Source organism: Microbacterium sp., assembly GCF_035556355.1.
Classification (GTDB): Bacteria; Actinomycetota; Actinomycetes; order Actinomycetales; family Microbacteriaceae; genus Microbacterium.
Genome location: NZ_DATMFG010000023.1, coordinates 41,831 through 57,646 on the forward strand (window position 1 = coordinate 41,831; position 15,816 = coordinate 57,646).

The window sequence follows — 15,816 nt, forward strand, 5'->3', positions numbered from 1 at the left end:
GATTACTCCTCCGAGCCGCCGTCGGTCACGGTCCAGTCCCACGCGTTCCAGAAGATCGTGGGAGCGAGGATCGACGGGTCGATGCCCTCCACACGGTCGCTGAAGGCGGTGACGCCGGGGAACTGGAAGATCGTGACTCCGTAGAAGTCGCCCCAGAGCAGCGCGTCGATCTGCTTCTGGATCTCGATCTGGGCCTCGGGGTCGAACTCGACGTTCAGCTGGGCGATCAGCTCGTCAACCTCCGGGTTGGAGTAGAAGTTGAGGTTGTTGATGCCGCCCGTCTGGAAGGTCGGGCCCGAGCTCGTCACGGCGAGGCTCGTCGACTGCCAGCCGAAGAGCGACGCGTCGTAGGCGCCCGGCGTGCCGAGGAGGCCACCCCACTGCTCGGAACCGCAGTCGGTCACGTTGAAGCCCGCCTGAGCGGCCGAAGCCTGGATCAGGGCGAACTCGTTGACACGGCGCGGGTTGTTCGATGCGTAGAGGAGGCAGACCTCGGTGTTGGTCACACCCGACTCGGCGAGGAGCTGCTTGGCGCCTTCGATGTCGACCTCGGCGAACGCCTCGGAGCCGTTCTCGGCGACCGACTCGTCGTAGCCCTCGGCACCGGGCACGAAGATCTGCGAGGAGCGCAGGAGCGCGTCGTCGCCGGCGATCGGCTTGATGAGCGTGTCGAGGATCTCCTGACGCGGGATGGTCTTGAGGAACGCCTCACGGACCTTCGCGTTCGAGAAGATGTTCTCGGGGTTGCGACCGTTGTTGAACTGCAGGTCGACGTGCTCGTACGTGCCCTCGACACCGGTCACGACCGTGATGCCCTCGATGCCGTCGAGCGCCGTCTTGATGTCGGCGGTCGCCTGCGGCGAGATGATGTCGACCTCACCGTTCTCGAGCGCCTGCACCGCGGCGAGCGGGTCGGGGATGAAGCGGATCGTGATCTCTTCGATCGTGGGCTGGTTGTCACCCGAGTACTCGGGGTTCGCCACGAGCGTGATGTACTGATCGGCCACGAAGTCGCTGATCATGTACGGGCCGCTCGCGAGGTAGAGCTCCGGGTCGTCGGGCAGCTCGGTGAAGTTGAAGCCGCCGTTCCAGAAGGCCGACAGCGGCGCGAGCGCGGCGTCGTCCTCGTTCTCGATCGCGTCGAGGACGGCCTGCTTGGCCTCCTCGTTGTCCTCGATGCCGAGGGCCTTCTTCGCGATGACGTGCGCCGGAAGCGGCGAGCCGAACGAGAGCTCCCAGTCGACGTACGGTGCGTCGTAGGTCAGGGTGATCGAACGGCCGTCGTCGCCGATCTCAGGCGTCTGCGTCACGAGGCCGAGGCCCGAGTCGGGGGTCGCGCCCGAGTCGAAGTAGACGACGTCGGTCGGGAAGGCGTCGGTGAACTCACCGGTCTCGGGGTCGGTGAACTCGGCCGGGTCGAAGTCCGGGGTGTCCAGCGCGCGCGAGAGGGCTGCCCACTGCAGCATGAGGTCCGCGGCGTCGACGGGCGTGCCGTCCGACCACGTGACGTCCTCGTTGACGGTGTACTTGATCGTCAGCGGGTCCTCGCTGAGCATCTCGTACGTGCCGAACGACGTGTTCTGAACGAGCTCCGGCGTGTTGTTGTAGTAGTTGAAGCCGTCGAGCGTCAGATACGTGATGTTGTTGTTGGCCGTGGCGTTACCGAACGACGTCTGGCCGTTGTACGAGTAGAACGCCTGGTTCCACGCAGCGGTGATCGACGAGCCCTCGATGAGACCGGAGTCGTCACCGTTGTCGCCGCCACCGGCGGCGCAGCCCGAGATCGCAAGTGCGCCGACGGCGGTGAGCGCCACCGCAGCCGAAATGCGCTTCATTCTCACTGTTCCTCCTGTGCAGGGTTGAGCGCACACGCGTAGGCGGGGCCATGCGGGGGCGCTGGATGGGAAAACCATAAGCACGGCAGGTGAGATGGTCAAAACAATCCTCGAAAACGTTACAGAGCCTTAACTCGGGCCGTTCGCAGTGTGGCAATCTGACAAGATGAGCCCGCCAGAACCTCCCGATGTTGTGAGGGAAACCACTGTCGGAGGCCCGCTGTCGCGGTACGAGCGGGCTCGTCTCACATGGGAGATCTGGCTCGTCCTCGCCGTCACGGTGGGACGCTCCGCGCTGTACTCCGTGCTGTCGCTCATCCGCACGGCGATCGACGCGCTGACGGCGGGCGAGGGCCTCGGCGACCGGGCGACGCAACTGAACCCGACCCGTGACGCGGCGGCCTTCTGGGACCTCCTCTACCAGCTGCTGGACGTCTTCTTCTCGCTCGCCGTCGTCGCGCTCGTCGTCTACCTGCTGTGGGATCCCGGCGGCAACGCGCTGCGCCGCATCGGCCTGGACTTCCGCCGGTTCGGGGGCGACGTCGCCCGCGGGCTTCTGCTCGCCGCCGTGATCGGCGTGCCGGGAGTCGCGCTCTACATCGTCGGGCGCGCGCTCAACATCACGCTCCAGGTGAGCGCATCACCCCTCGACGCCGCGTGGTACACCGTCCCGGTGCTCATCCTCGCGGCCGTGCGGGCCGGCCTCGTCGAGGAGATCATCTTCAACGGCTACCTCTTCGACCGGCTGCGCCGGCTCGGGTGGTCGTGGTGGCCGATCATCCTCACCTCGGCCGCGATCCGCGGCGCGTACCACGCGTACCAGGGACCGGGCGCGGTCGTGGGCAACTTCGCGATGGGCGTCCTGTTCGGCTGGTGCTACCGCCGCTGGGGCCGCGTCATGCCGCTCGTGATCGCGCACACGCTCATCGACACGGTGGCCTTCGTCGGCTACCCCATCGCGGCGGCGCTGTGGCCGGACGTGTTCGGGCCCCTCCCGACGCCCACGCCGAGCCCGACGCCGACGACGACGTCGACTCCGGCCGCCTGAGGCCGGGCGCGGCATCCGTCGCGCGTCGACTGCGCCGAAACGGCCGAACCGGATGCCGCGCCCGCGGCGCGTCGTCAGGCGAACGCCTCGATCGGCGGGCACGCGCACACGAGGTTGCGATCGCCCCACGCCTGGTCGATGCGCCGCACGGGCGGCCAGTACTTGTTCCGCACGAGCGACGGCACGGGGAAGACGGCGCGCTCGCGCGAATACGGGTGCGTCCATTCGTCCGCGACGACAGAGGCCGCCGTGTGCGGCGCGTTCACGAGAGGGTTGTCGTCCTTCGGCCACTCCCCCGCCGCGACCGCGAGGGCCTCGTTCTTGATCGCGATCATCGCCTCGACGAACCGCTCGAGCTCGCCGAGGTCCTCCGACTCGGTCGGCTCGACCATGAGTGTGCCCGCGACGGGGAACGACATCGTCGGCGCGTGGAAGCCGTAGTCGATGAGCCGCTTCGCGACATCGTCGACCGTGATCCCGGTCTGCTCCTTCAACGGCCGCAGGTCGAGGATGCACTCGTGCGCGACGAGCCCGTTGTCGCCCGTGTACAGCACCGGGAAGTGCTCGCGCAGGCGCGTGGCGAGGTAGTTCGCGGCCAGGACCGCCGCGGCGGTCGCATCCGTCAGTCCCTCGGTTCCCATCATGCGGACGTACGCCCACGAGATCGGCAGGATCCCCGCCGAGCCGTGCGGCGCCGCGGAGACGGGGCCGCCCTGGAAGACGCCGCCCGCGTGATCCTTGCGCTGCGAGAACGGGTGCCCCGGCAGGAACGGTGCGAGGTGCGCCTTCGCGGCGACCGGACCGACGCCCGGTCCGCCGCCGCCGTGGGGGATCGCGAACGTCTTGTGCAGATTGAGGTGCGAGACGTCGCCGCCGAGGTCGCCGAAGCGGGAGTAACCCAGCAGGGCGTTGAGGTTCGCGCCGTCGACGTACACCTGCCCGCCGGCGTCGTGCACGGCGCTCGTGATCTCGAGCACGTCGTGCTCGTACACGCCGTGCGTCGACGGGTACGTGATCATGAGGGCGGCGAGCTCGTCGCGATGCCGGTCGACCTTGGCCCGCAGGTCGTCGAGGTCGACGTTGCCCTGGTCGTCGCACGCGACGACGACGACGCGCAGCCCCGCCAGCACCGCGGAGGCCGCATTCGTGCCGTGGGCCGACGAGGGGATGAGGCACACTCGCCGCTCGGGCTCGCCGTTCGCGTCGTGGTAGCCGCGGATCGCGAGCAGCCCCGCGAGCTCGCCCTGCGACCCGGCGTTCGGCTGGAGCGACACGGCGTCGTAGCCGGTCACCTCGGCGAGCCATGTCTCGAGCTGCTCGATCATCGCGAGGTAGCCGCGGACGTCGGCCTCGGGCGCGAACGGGTGCACGCGCGCGAACTCGGGCCACGAGACGGCAGCCATCTCGGTCGCCGCGTTGAGCTTCATCGTGCACGAGCCGAGCGGGATCATGCCTCGATCGAGTGCGTAGTCCCGGTCGGAGAGCGTCTTGAGGTACCGCATCATCGCGGTCTCGCTGCGGTGGGTGTGGAACACCGGATGCGTGAGGTAATCGTCCTCGCGACGGAGGACCTCGGGCACGCCGGCGAGCGGTACGGCCTCCTCGAACGGGACAGCGCGCTCCCCCTCCTCGCCGGCACCGTCGAACTCGGCGTCGGGCAGCCCGAACGCCCACGCGACGGCGGCGAGGTCGTCGGCCGTCGTGGTCTCGTCGACCGAGACGCCGACGGTCGCGTCATCCGCCCAGAACAGCTGGTAGCCGCGCGAGCGCGCGCGGTCGATCACGCGCTTCGAGGGGCCGGGGGTCACGACGCGGATCGTGTCGAAGAACGAGTCCGACACGAGCGAGAGCCCGTACTCACGCAGGCGCTCGGCGAGCGCCTCGGCCTTCTTCGCGACGTCGGTCGCGATCTCGCGGAGCCCCTCGGGGCCGTGGTACACGGCGTACATCGACGCCATGACGGCCAGCAGCACCTGCGAGGTGCAGATGTTCGAGGTCGCCTTCTCACGACGGATGTGCTGTTCGCGCGTCTGCAGGGCGAGCCGGTAGGCCGGATGGCCCTCCGCATCCTGCGACACCCCGACGAGGCGCCCGGGGAGCTGCCGCTCGAGGCCCTGCCGCACGGCCATGTAGCCCGCGTGGGGGCCGCCGAAGCCGAGCGGCACGCCGAACCGCTGCGTCGTGCCGACCGCGACGTCGGCGCCCAGCGAGCCCGGTGAGCGCAGGAGCGTGAGTGCGAGGAGGTCCGCCGCGACGATCGCGAGACCCCCCGAGACGTGCACCGCGTCGATGACGCCCGACGGATCCCACACGCGTCCGGACGCGCCCGGGTACTGCACGAACACGCCGAACGGGTCGACCTTCTCGCCGTCGACCTCGACGGGGATCGTCCCGCCGTGCGCGAAGTCGACCTCCACGAGCGTGATGCCGACCGCCCCCGCGCGCGTGCGCAGGAGCGCCTTCGTCTGCGGCAGCGCGTCGGCGTCGACGGCGAACACGTTCGACGCGGACTTCGACGCGCGCCGCGCGAGGAGCATGCCCTCCACGACGGCGGTCGACTCGTCGAGCATCGACGCGTTCGCGGTGTCGAGACCCGTGAGGTCGGACACCATCGTCTGGAAGTTGATGAGCGCCTCGAGGCGCCCCTGCGAGATCTCCGGCTGGTACGGCGTGTAGGCGGTGTACCAGGACGGATTCTCGAGCACGTTCCGCGCGATCACCGAGGGTGTGAACGTGTCGTAGAAGCCCAGTCCGATCATGGGCCGTGCGGCGCGGTTCATCGACGCGAGCGCGCGCAGCTCCGCGAGCGCTTCGGCCTCCGTGGCGGCACGGGGGATGTCGGTCGTCTCGCGCGCGGTCGTCTGGATGGACGTCGGCACCGCGGCTCGCACGAGACCGTCGACGCTGTCGTAGCCGAGCGCGTCGAGCATCGTGCGCTGGGCCGCGGCATCCGTTCCTATATGGCGGTCCGCGAAGCGGCGCTGTGCGGACGTCACTTGTCGCCCTCGGTCAGCGCGACGTACGCGGCCCGGTCGAGCAGGCCGTCGAGCGCGCTCGCGTCGACGCGCAGCTTGACGAGCCAGCCGTCGCCGAACGGGTCGGAGTTGACGATCGACGGGTCGCCGACGACGGCGTCGTTGACCTCGACGATCTCGCCCGACACGGGCGCGTACAGCTCGCCGACGGATTTCGTCGACTCGATCTCGCCGCACACGTCACCGCCGGTGACGGACGACCCGGCGGCGGGGAGGTCGACGTACACCACATCGCCCAGCTTGTCGGCGGCGTAGTCGGTGATGCCGATGGTCACCACTTCACCGTCGACGGCGATCCACTCGTGCTCGGCGGTGTACTTGAGGTTGTCGAGATCGGTCATTTCTTCCTCCGGTAGAAGGGCAGGGCTGTGACGGTCGCCGGGATGCGGGTTCCGCGTACGTCGATGAAGAGGGTCGTGTCGGGGGCGCTGAAGTGGGGCGAGACGAATGCCATGGCGATCGGATGCCCGAGGGTCGGGCTCAGCGCGCCGCTCGTGATCTCGCCTACCGCGTTCCCTTCGGCGTCGAGCACGGCGTAGCCCGCGCGACCGGCACGGCGTCCCTCGGCGACGAGCCCGACGAGCACAGGCGCGTCGGTCGCGACCACCGTCTCGATCGCGGTGCGCCCGACGAAGTCCTCCTTGTCGGCGGCCACGGCGCGCGCGAGGCCCACCTGGGAGGGCACCGTGTCGCGCGACAGCTCGTGTCCATAGAGAGGCATGCCCGCCTCGAGGCGCAGCGTGTCGCGCGCCGCGAGCCCGGCGGGGACGAGGCCGAACGGCTCGCCGGCTGCGAGGACCGCGTCCCACAGCGGGCCGACTGCGCTCGCGCGGATGAACAGCTCGAAGCCGTCCTCGCCCGTGTAGCCGGTGCGCGCGAGATGCATCGGCACGGACTCGCCGCCGTGCACGAAATCGGCGTGCGTGCGCCGGTAGTACTTCACGTCGGACAGCGGCGTGTGCTCGCCCACCTCGATCTCGGGTGTCGCCTCGAGGATCGCCTGCGACGCGGGACCCTGCACGGCGATGAGCGCGATGTGGTCGGTGCAGTCGTCGACGACGACGTCGAACCCCGCCGCACGCTCGGCGAGGGCGGCGACAGCCGCGTCGCGGTTGCCCGCATTCGCGACGACCATGTACCGGTCGTCGGCGGAGCGGTACACGATGAGGTCGTCGATGATCCCGCCCGACGGCTCGAGCAGGAGCGTGTACTTCGCCTGGTCGACGGCGAGCGCCGACATGCGACCCGACACCGCGAAGTCGAGGAAGGCCGCGGCGTCCGGGCCGCGCACCTCGATCTCGGCCATGTGCGAGATGTCGAACAGGCCCGCAGCGTCGCGGACAGCGTGGTGCTCGGCGAGGTCGGACGTGTAGCGAACGGGCATGAGCCATCCGCCGAAGTCCGTGAACGACGCGCCGAGCGCCTCATGTCGGGAATGCAACGGGGTCGTGCGCAGCTGGGTCATGAGTTCTCCCGTGGTCGGGCGGGTGGATGCCGGGCGGCATCCGCGGAACTCCCCCTCTGTCTTCGACCTGAGAGCTTCGCCGCCGCCTCGACGAACGGCGTCGAGGGGGGCTTTCTCCTTCGGCGGGTGCGGCTGCACCACTCTCCAGAGCGGCCGGACGGATGCGGTACACGGACCTGAGAGATTGGCGGGGAGGCTTGCTCCTTCGGTGCCCGTCGCCACGCTCGGCGTGGTCGGGGCTCTCCCGCAGTCGTCATGCGGCCTGGTCTTCAGTTGCGGGGCCCAGCATATCCGGCCGACTCCCGCCGGACCAGCCGGACACGGGCCGGGATCAGTTCGCGCAGGCCCCCGTGGACACGGTGGGGCTGTCGGCGGATGCCGCGGCGAGCGCGGGCGCGAGCTCGACGGGCGTCACCGCGTAGCCGAGACCCTGACCGACGTCGCCGCGCGCGAACACGACGCCTGCGACTTCGCCGTCTTCGGTCAGCAGCGGCCCACCGGAGTTGCCGGGCTGCACGTCGGCCTGCAGCGAGTAGATCTCGCGGAGCGCCGCGGATTCGCCGTAGATGTCGGGCACCGGGACGGAGCCGACCGACAGCACATGCGCGCTCGTGCTCGTCAGCGGCCCGCCGTGCGGGTAGCCCTGCACGACGGCGGGCGTGCCGGGGCCGATCGTGTCGACGACCGCGAGGGGCTCGACCGGAAGGCCTGCGACCGCGATGACGGCGAGATCGTCGACCGGGTCGAAATACACGACACGACCCTCTCGCGCGGTGCCGCCGGACAGCTCGACGAGAGGCACGTCGACTCCCGCGAGCACGTGCGCGTTGGTGACGACGAGGTCGTCGGCGGCGACGAATCCGGAGCCGGTCATCGCGACACCGCACGCCGATGCGGTTCCGCTGATGCGGGCCACGGATGCGGCTGCCCGCTGCAGCTCGGGATCGTCGAGCGCGACGGGCGGCGCCGTCGGCTGCGCCTGCGGACTGAGGAGTTCGCCCAGCGTCGGCAGGCCGTCGGCGAGCACTGCGCCGCGCAGCTGCGCGAGCGCCGCGTCGACGGGTGTCGGGGTGAGCGCGTCGATCATGCGCAGCACGCGCGACGACCCGACGGCGGACGCGACGAGAGGAGTTCCCGTCGCGGTCACCGTCGTGCCGACGAGCAGGAGCACGAGGGCGGTCACGACCACGTTGAGCACGCCGCCGAGCACGCGGTCGACCCCGCGCAGGGGGGTGCGCGCGACGCCCTTGCGCACGACCGTGCCGATGCCCGTTCCGATCGCGGCGCCCAGGAGCACGAGGAAGATCGCGCCGCCCGCGAGCAGGATGCCCCGCCACGCCCCGCCGGGGAGGAAGACGCCCGCGACGGGCACGAGCCAGTATGCCGCGAGCGCACCGGCGACGAGGCCCACGAGCGTTCCCACGGTCGCGAGGAATCCCCGGCTGACGCCGATGGCGAGGGCCGCGATGAGGGCGAGGACCGCGATCACGTCGACGACGATCATCGGGCCTCCTCGTTGGGTAGTCGCGGCGTCGCCACTGTAGGCGATCGATGTCGGCGGAGGCCGGGAGTTTGACTTCAAGTCAGCATGACAATAAGATCTTCGCAGGAGTTATGGTCATGATGACACGAACTGGCGAGGCACCCACCGCCGCCGCGACCGGCGCGGCCGCCGACGTCACGCGTGTCGCGGTCTCGACCGTGATCTTCACGATTCGCCGGCTCGAAGGAGCCGACCGCGCCGCCGTCGTGCTGCCGCTCGTGCGACGCACGCGCGACCCGTACGAGGGCCTGTGGGCGTTGCCCGGCGGCTGGCTCGGCACCTCCGAGGGCCTCGAAGAGGCAGCCTCCCGCACGCTCGCCGAGACGACGGGACTCGCGCCGAGCTACCTCGAGCAGCTCTACGCATTCGGAGCCGTCGACCGCTCCCCCACACGCGTCGTGTCGATCGTCTACTGGGCGCTCGTCCGCGAAGACGAGACGCGCACGCCTCAGCCCGAAGATCCCGAGAACGTCGCCTGGTTCGACGCCGCATCGCTCCCGAAGCTCGCGTTCGACCACAACCAGATCGTCGACTACGCGCTGTGGCGCCTGCGGAACAAGGTCGGCTACAGCCGCATCGCGCACGGCCTGCTGCCCGACGAATTCACCCTCGCAGAGCTCCGCGAGGTGTACGAGGTGATCCTCGACCGCAAGCTCGACCCCGCGAACTTCCGCCGGCAGGTCGAGAACTCGGGGACGCTCATCCCCACCCAGTCGTTCCGCACCGGAAGCCACCGCCCCGCCCGTCTGTACCGCTACGACCGCGACGTCGAACTCGCCGAACGAGGCCCGCTCGACGCCCGCCAGTGAATCGAGAGACCCATGACCGCCATTGACATCTCGCTCCAGCCCCGTCGCATCGACCCGTCCGTCGACCTCGAGATCCGTGCGATCGTCGAAGGCCGCGCGGGCGGTGAGACGTGCAGCACCGACCTCGCCTCAGGCCCCTGGAACTTCGACGCCGTTCCGGGCTACGGCCCCGGAGCGTCGATGGGAGACGTCATCCCGACCGGATCACCGCGTCAGGGCGAGCTTCCCGCCGAGTACCGCTCGGCCTCGGCGGACGAGCTCGACGCGCGCATCCGCGCCGCGAAGGCGACGCTCGGCGACCGCGTCGTGGTGCTCGGCCACTTCTACCAGCGCGAAGAGGTCGTGAAGCACGCCGATTACGTGGGCGACTCCTTCCAGCTCGCGAACGCGGCGCTGGAGCATCCGGATGCCGAGGCCATCGTCTTCTGCGGCGTGCACTTCATGGCCGAGACCGCCGACCTCCTGTCACGCCCCGAGCAGGCCGTGATCCTGCCGAACCTCGCGGCCGGCTGCTCGATGGCCGACATGGCCGACATCGACCAGGTGGAAGACGCGTGGGAGCAGCTCGAAGACGTGTACGGCGACCTCTCGGCGCCCGACGCCGACGGCCTCGTGCCGGTGATCCCGGTCACCTACATGAACTCGTCAGCCGCCATCAAGGGGTTCGTCGGCCGCCACGGCGGCATCGTGTGCACGTCATCGAACGCGCGCACGGTGCTCGAGTGGGCGTTCGCGCGCGGCCGCCGCGTGCTGTTCTTCCCCGACCAGCACCTGGGTCGCAACACCGCCAAAGCGATGGGCGTGCCGCTCGAGCAGATGCCCATGTGGAACCCGCGCAAGCCGCTCGGCGGCTCGACCGAGGAGCAGCTCCTCGACGCGCGCGTGATCCTGTGGCACGGGTTCTGCTCGGTGCACCGGCGGTTCAGCGTCGACCAGATCGAGAAGGCGCGCGCGGAGCACCCGGGCGTGCGGGTGATCGTGCACCCCGAGTGCCCCATGGAGGTCGTCGACGCGGCCGACGAGTCCGGCTCGACCGACTACATCCGAAAGGCGATCGAAGCGGCGACCGAGCCCACGACGTTCGCGATCGGCACCGAGGTCAACCTCGTGCAGCGACTGGCGGCGCAGCATCCGCAGCATGAGATCTTCTGTCTCGACCCCGTCGTGTGCCCGTGCTCGACGATGTACCGCATCCACCCCGGCTACCTCGCGTGGGTGCTCGAGGCGCTCGTGCGCGGTGAGGTGCTCAACCGCATCACCGTGCCCGACGACGTCGCCGACTCCGCACGTGTCGCGCTCGAGCGCATGCTCGCCGCGAAGCCCCCGGCCGCTCCGGCCGCGCACTGGGAGCAGGCGTCATGACCCGTGCCCGCCGCGCCCCGATCGCCGAGCGAGCGAAGAGCAACCCCGCCCCGGTCGCTGAGCGAGCGAAGCGAGACGAAGCGCACGCCCTCGTCGTGGGCTCGGGCATCGCGGGGCTCCTCACGGCGCTGCACGCGGTCGACCACGGATGCCGCGTGACCCTCGTCACGAAGGACGTGCTCGACCACGCCAACACGCGCTTCGCGCAGGGCGGCATCGCCGGTGTCATGTTCGACGACGACCGCATCGACGACCACGTGCGCGACACGATGGTCGCGGGCTGCGGACTCAACGACCTCGACGCGGTGCGCGTGCTCGCCGAGGAGGGGCCTGCCCGCATCCGCGAGCTCATCGACCTCGGCGTCGCGTTCGACCGCGGCGAGGACGGCGGGTTCGTGAAGGGCCTCGAGGCTGCGCACTCCTACCCCCGCATCCTGCACGCGGGCGGCGACGCGACCGGCACCGCGATCGAGCGGGCCCTTGTCGCGCGGCTGCGCGCGAGCGACGTGGAGGTCGTCGAGCACGCGTTCCTCGTCGACCTGATCGTGCGGAACGGCCGCGTGGCCGGTGCCGCGCTGCTCGTGGACGACCGCGAGCGGCTGACCCTCTTCGCCGACGCCGTCGTGCTCGCGACGGGCGGTGCCGGCGAGCTGTACGCCCACTCGACGAACCCCGCCGTCGCGACGGGCGACGGCATCGCGGCGGCGGCACGCGCGGGGGCGGCCGTCGCCGACCTCGAGTTCTTCCAGTTCCACCCGACCGTGCTCCCGGCTGCCGCGGCGACCGCGGACGCGCCGGCCTCCGATGCGTTCCTCGTGTCGGAGGCGGTGCGCGGCGAGGGAGCGTTCCTCGTCGACGAGCACGGGCGGCGCTTCGCATTCGACGCGCACCCCGACGGCGAGCTCGCGCCCCGCGACGTCGTCGCCCGCGCGATCGCCGTCCTCATGGAGGCGCAGGACGGGCGCCCAGCCCTCCTCGACGCCACGGTCGTCGGGCCGACCGACCCCGAGGCGCGCACGCAGTTCCTCGCGAAGCGCTTCCCGACGATCGACCGCGCCGTCCGCGCGCGGGGGCTCGACTGGGCGCGCGGGCCGATCCCCGTGACGCCCGCCGCGCACTACCTCATGGGCGGCGTCGTCACCGACCTCGAGGGCCGCACCACGGTGCCGGGCCTGTACGCGGTCGGCGAGGTGGCCCGCACGGGTGTGCACGGCGCGAACCGCCTCGCGTCGAACTCGCTGCTCGAGGGCGCGGTGTTCGGCGCACGTGCCGGCGACGCGATCGCGGATGACGCGGCCTCCGGCGCCTGGCCGCCGTCCGCCCCGGCGGTCACCCCTCCCCCGCCGCCCGGACCGGGCGCGGTCGCGCACACGGAGCCGTTTACGCGCCGCGCGCTGCAGCGCCTCATGTGGGAGCGCGCGGGCCTCGTCCGCGATGAGGAGGGCCTGCGGCACGCGGCATCCGTTCTCTCGCAGTGGCGGGCGCAGCCGCGCGACCCCCGGACGGAACACGACCTCGAAGACGAGAACCTGCTGCAGGTCGCTCAGCTGCTCGTCGCCGCGGCGCTCGCGCGGCGTCAGTCGGTCGGCGCGCACTTCCGGTCCGACGCTCCGGCGGATCCGTGGAGCTCTGCGCGCCCGGCCCCGGTCCCCGCCGCCGAGCCCGAGAAGGAGGCGGTCGCATGCTGACCCGCGCCACGATCGACCGCGCCGTGGCCGCCGCCCTCGAAGAGGACGCGCCGTGGGGCGACCTCACGAGCGAGTCGCTCATCGTCGAGACGGCGATCGCGCGCGCCGATCTCGTGGCGCGCGAGGAAGGCGTCTTCAGCGGCGGCGAGGTCTTCGCGGCCGCGTTCCGGCTCACCGACCCGTCGATCGACGTCGAGCTGGTCGTCGAGGACGGCGAGTTCTTCCGTCCGGGCACGGTCCTCGCGACGGTGACCGGTCCCGCTCGTGGTGTGCTCACGGCCGAGCGCGTCGGGCTCAATTTCGTGCAGCGCATGTCGGGCGTCGCGACCCTCACGGCGCGCTACGTCGCCGAGGTCGCCCACACGGGTGCACGCATCGCCGACACGCGCAAGACGACGCCCGGGCTGCGCGCGTTCGAGCGGCACGCGGTCGTCAACGGCGGCGGCCACAACCACCGGCACTCGCTGTCGGACGCCGTCATGGCGAAGGACAACCACCTCGCGGTGCTCGCGCAGAAGGGCGTGTCGGTGACCGCGGCGATCCAAGGCGCGAAGGCACGCCTCCCCCACACGACGCACATCGAGGTCGAGGTCGACCGGCTCGACCAGATCGAGCCCGTGCTCGAAGCCGGGGTCGGCACGATCATGCTCGACAACTTCTCGCTCGACGACCTCCGCGCGGGCGTCGAGCTCGTCGCGGGGCGCGCGACGGTCGAGGCATCCGGCGGCGTCTCGCTCGAGACCGTGCGGGCCATCGCCGAGACCGGTGTCGACGTCATCTCGGTCGGTGCGCTCACGCACTCGGCGCGCGCTCTCGACCTCGGCCTCGACGTGCGGATCGAAGTGCTCGAGGACTGATCATGTCGATGCTCTACCTCGACAGCGCCGCTACGACGCCGGTGCGGCGCGAGGTGCTCGAGGCGATGATGCCGTTCCTCACGCGGTGGTTCGGCAATCCGTCCAGCCACCACACGGTCGGCGAGGCCGCGGCGGACGCGCTCGCCGACGCGCGAGCCCGCGTCGCGCGCGTGCTCGGCATGCGCGCGGGCGACGTCGTCTTCACGTCGGGCGGCACCGAGGCGAACAACCTCGCCGTCAAGGGCATCGCGATCGCCGCGCAGCGCCGCGGGGCGCGCCACGTCGTGACGACGCCGATCGAGCACGAATCGATCCTCGAGTCGGCGGAGTATCTCTCCCGCGTGCACGGATTCGACGTGACGCGCGTGCCGGTGGATGAGAACGGATGCCTCGACCCCGCCGCCGTCGCCGCCGCGCTGCGCGAAGATACGGCCGTCCTCTCGTTCGGGTACGCGAACAACGAGGTCGGCACCGTGCAGGACGTCGCAGCGGCCGCAGCCGTCGCGCGCGAGCGCGGCATCCCGGTGCACGTCGACGCGGTACAGGCCGCGGGGTGGCTGCCGCTGTCGGCCGCCGACCTCGGGGTCGACGCGATCTCGATCGCCGGTCACAAGATCGGCGCACCGAAGGGCACGGGCGCCCTCGCGGTGCGGGGGCGCGTCCCCCTCGAACCCCTTCTCCACGGCGGGGGGCAGGAGCGCGGGCGCCGGAGCGGCACCGAGAACGTCGCGGGCGCCGTCGCCCTCGCGACCGCACTCGAGCTCGCCGAGGCCGAACGGGTCGAGGCATCCGCCCGCGTCTCGGCCCTGCGCGACGCGTTCATCGCGCGAGTCCTCGCGAGCGTGCCCGGCGCGGTGCTGACCGGCGACCCTGTGCGACGCCTTCCGGGCACGGCGAGCTTCACGTTCGCCGGCACGAGCGGAGAGGCCGTGCTGCTCGAGCTCGAGCGTCGCGGCGTCGTCTCGTCGAGCGGGTCGGCGTGCGCTGCAGGAAGCGACGAGCCGTCGCACGTGCTCGTCGCGATGGGCGTCGCACCGGAGGTCGCGCAGACGGCGGTGCGCTTCACGTTCTCGCACGACCTGCGCGAGCCGCTCGACGCGGTCGCCGACGCCGTCGCGGCCTCGGTCGCGGCCGTGCTCGCGCACTGAGCGGGAGCACGGTGGCCGGAGGCGATCGCGACGGGATCGGCGGCGGTACCATCACCCCCGTGACAGCCGATCCCGAACCCGTCGTGACCGTCGTCGTCCCGGGCTTCGATGTCGCCGAGTACGCGGCCGAGGCCCTCGATTCGCTGCGTCGCCAGACCCTGCGCGCGTGGACCGCGATCCTGGTGGACGACGCATCGACGGATGCGACACCCGACGTGTTCGCCGAGGCTGCGGCATCCGACCCACGGTTCCGTATCGTGCGCCACGAGACGCGACGCGGCCTCGGCGCCGCACGCAACACCGGGCTCGACCTCGTCGAGACGCCGTTCGTCGGATTCCTCGACGCGGATGATGTGCTCACCGAACGAGCGCTCGAGCGCCTCGTCGGAACGGTCACCGCGAGCGGCAGCGACTTCGCACTCGGCGCCTACGTGCGTCTGCGGCCCGACGGCGCGGGCGGATACGTGCCGGGCGACGTGCAGCCCTGGGTGCGCGCGGCGACCGAACCCGCACGCACCGCGACGACGATCGACCTGCACCCCGCGGCATCCGGCAACATCGTCGCGTGGTCGAAGGTGAGCCGCACCGACTTCTGGCGCCGCGCCGGGCTGCGGTTCCGCGAGGGTGTCGCCTATGAGGATCAGCTCGTCGCGCAGCGCATGTACTCGCTCGCGCGCGCGTTCGATGTCATCCCCGACATCGTCGTGCACTGGCGCGAACGCGCCGACGGCACATCGATCACGCAGCGCAAGCACGAGCTGCCGGTGCTCGCCGACTATCTGACGGCGATGCGCGAGGGCATCGCCGTGCTCGACGAGGGCGGCCACACCGCGGCCGCCGCCACGCGCGTGCGGCTGATCCTCGAGATGGACGTCCCGCCGCTCGTGCGACTCGCGCGGAATCACCGCGACGACGAGTACCGCCGCGTGCTCGGCGAGTTCGTTCGCAGCCTCGTGGCCCGCGCACCTGAAGCGACGACGTCGACCGAGATCGCCGCCGCGACGCTCTGGTGAGCGGACGGTCGGG

General features: G+C 71.0%; 12 protein-coding genes and 2 riboswitches. Of the genes, 7 read left to right on the top strand and 5 right to left on the bottom strand.

Annotated features, from left to right (window positions below; genetic code table 11):
- Positions 1 to 2: 2 nt before the first annotated feature.
- A complete protein-coding gene (locus VNR19_RS06105; protein ID WP_325724910.1) occupies positions 3 to 1,835 on the bottom strand; it encodes an ABC transporter family substrate-binding protein in 1,833 nt (610 codons plus the stop codon).
- Positions 1,836 to 2,001: 166 nt separating this feature from the next.
- Here VNR19_RS06105 and VNR19_RS06110 point away from each other — a divergent pair, with 166 nt between their 5' ends.
- A complete protein-coding gene (locus VNR19_RS06110; RefSeq protein WP_325724912.1) occupies positions 2,002 to 2,883 on the top strand; it encodes a CPBP family intramembrane glutamic endopeptidase in 882 nt (293 codons plus the stop codon).
- A gap of 74 nt (positions 2,884 to 2,957) precedes the next feature.
- On the opposite strand, the gene gcvP is transcribed toward VNR19_RS06110, so the two are convergent.
- From gcvP to VNR19_RS06130, 4 genes are all read right to left on the bottom strand, one after another.
- Positions 2,958 to 5,813, bottom strand: a complete 2,856-nt coding sequence (gene gcvP, locus VNR19_RS06115; RefSeq protein WP_414684123.1) for an aminomethyl-transferring glycine dehydrogenase — start codon at positions 5,811 to 5,813, stop codon at positions 2,958 to 2,960.
- 62 nt (positions 5,814 to 5,875) lie between these two features.
- Positions 5,876 to 6,259 (bottom strand): glycine cleavage system protein GcvH, encoded by a 384-nt coding sequence (gene gcvH, locus VNR19_RS06120; protein WP_325724916.1) that lies wholly within the window; start codon positions 6,257 to 6,259, stop codon positions 5,876 to 5,878.
- Complete coding sequence (gene gcvT, locus VNR19_RS06125) at positions 6,256 to 7,383, bottom strand: glycine cleavage system aminomethyltransferase GcvT (protein ID WP_325724920.1); 1,128 nt, start codon at positions 7,381 to 7,383, stop codon at positions 6,256 to 6,258. Before gcvT ends, gcvH begins: the two co-directional genes overlap by 4 nt.
- Positions 7,384 to 7,432: 49 nt before the next feature.
- Positions 7,433 to 7,536, bottom strand: a riboswitch (glycine riboswitch).
- A gap of 1 nt (position 7,537) precedes the next feature.
- A riboswitch (glycine riboswitch) is annotated at positions 7,538 to 7,640 on the bottom strand.
- Between the two features lie 74 nt (positions 7,641 to 7,714).
- On the bottom strand, positions 7,715 to 8,887 hold the full coding sequence (locus VNR19_RS06130; protein ID WP_325724922.1) for a MarP family serine protease: 1,173 nt from the start codon (positions 8,885 to 8,887) through the stop codon (positions 7,715 to 7,717).
- 119 nt (positions 8,888 to 9,006) lie between these two features.
- On the opposite strand from VNR19_RS06130, the gene VNR19_RS06135 reads away from it, so the two are divergent.
- The 6 genes from VNR19_RS06135 to VNR19_RS06160 are packed head-to-tail and all read left to right on the top strand — an operon-like array spanning position 9,007 to position 15,803.
- Entirely contained in the window at positions 9,007 to 9,735 is a 729-nt protein-coding gene (locus VNR19_RS06135) for an NUDIX hydrolase (protein ID WP_325725010.1), read from the top strand.
- Between the two features lie 12 nt (positions 9,736 to 9,747).
- A complete protein-coding gene (gene nadA, locus VNR19_RS06140) occupies positions 9,748 to 11,097 on the top strand; it encodes a quinolinate synthase NadA (protein WP_325724924.1) in 1,350 nt (449 codons plus the stop codon).
- Positions 11,094 to 12,785 (top strand): L-aspartate oxidase, encoded by a 1,692-nt coding sequence (nadB, locus tag VNR19_RS06145; RefSeq protein ID WP_325724926.1) that lies wholly within the window; start codon positions 11,094 to 11,096, stop codon positions 12,783 to 12,785. The genes nadA and nadB overlap by 4 nt, the downstream gene beginning before the upstream one ends.
- Positions 12,779 to 13,642, top strand: coding sequence for a carboxylating nicotinate-nucleotide diphosphorylase (gene nadC / locus VNR19_RS06150; protein WP_325724929.1), 864 nt, complete (start codon positions 12,779 to 12,781; stop codon positions 13,640 to 13,642). The genes nadB and nadC overlap by 7 nt, the downstream gene beginning before the upstream one ends.
- An 8-nt stretch (positions 13,643 to 13,650) precedes the next feature.
- Positions 13,651 to 14,790: a cysteine desulfurase family protein gene (locus VNR19_RS06155; RefSeq protein WP_325725012.1), complete on the top strand. Its 1,140-nt coding sequence runs from the start codon at positions 13,651 to 13,653 to the stop codon at positions 14,788 to 14,790.
- 59 nt (positions 14,791 to 14,849) lie between these two features.
- Positions 14,850 to 15,803 (top strand): glycosyltransferase family 2 protein, encoded by a 954-nt coding sequence (locus tag VNR19_RS06160; protein WP_325724931.1) that lies wholly within the window; start codon positions 14,850 to 14,852, stop codon positions 15,801 to 15,803.
- The last annotated feature ends 13 nt before the right edge of the window (positions 15,804 to 15,816 follow it).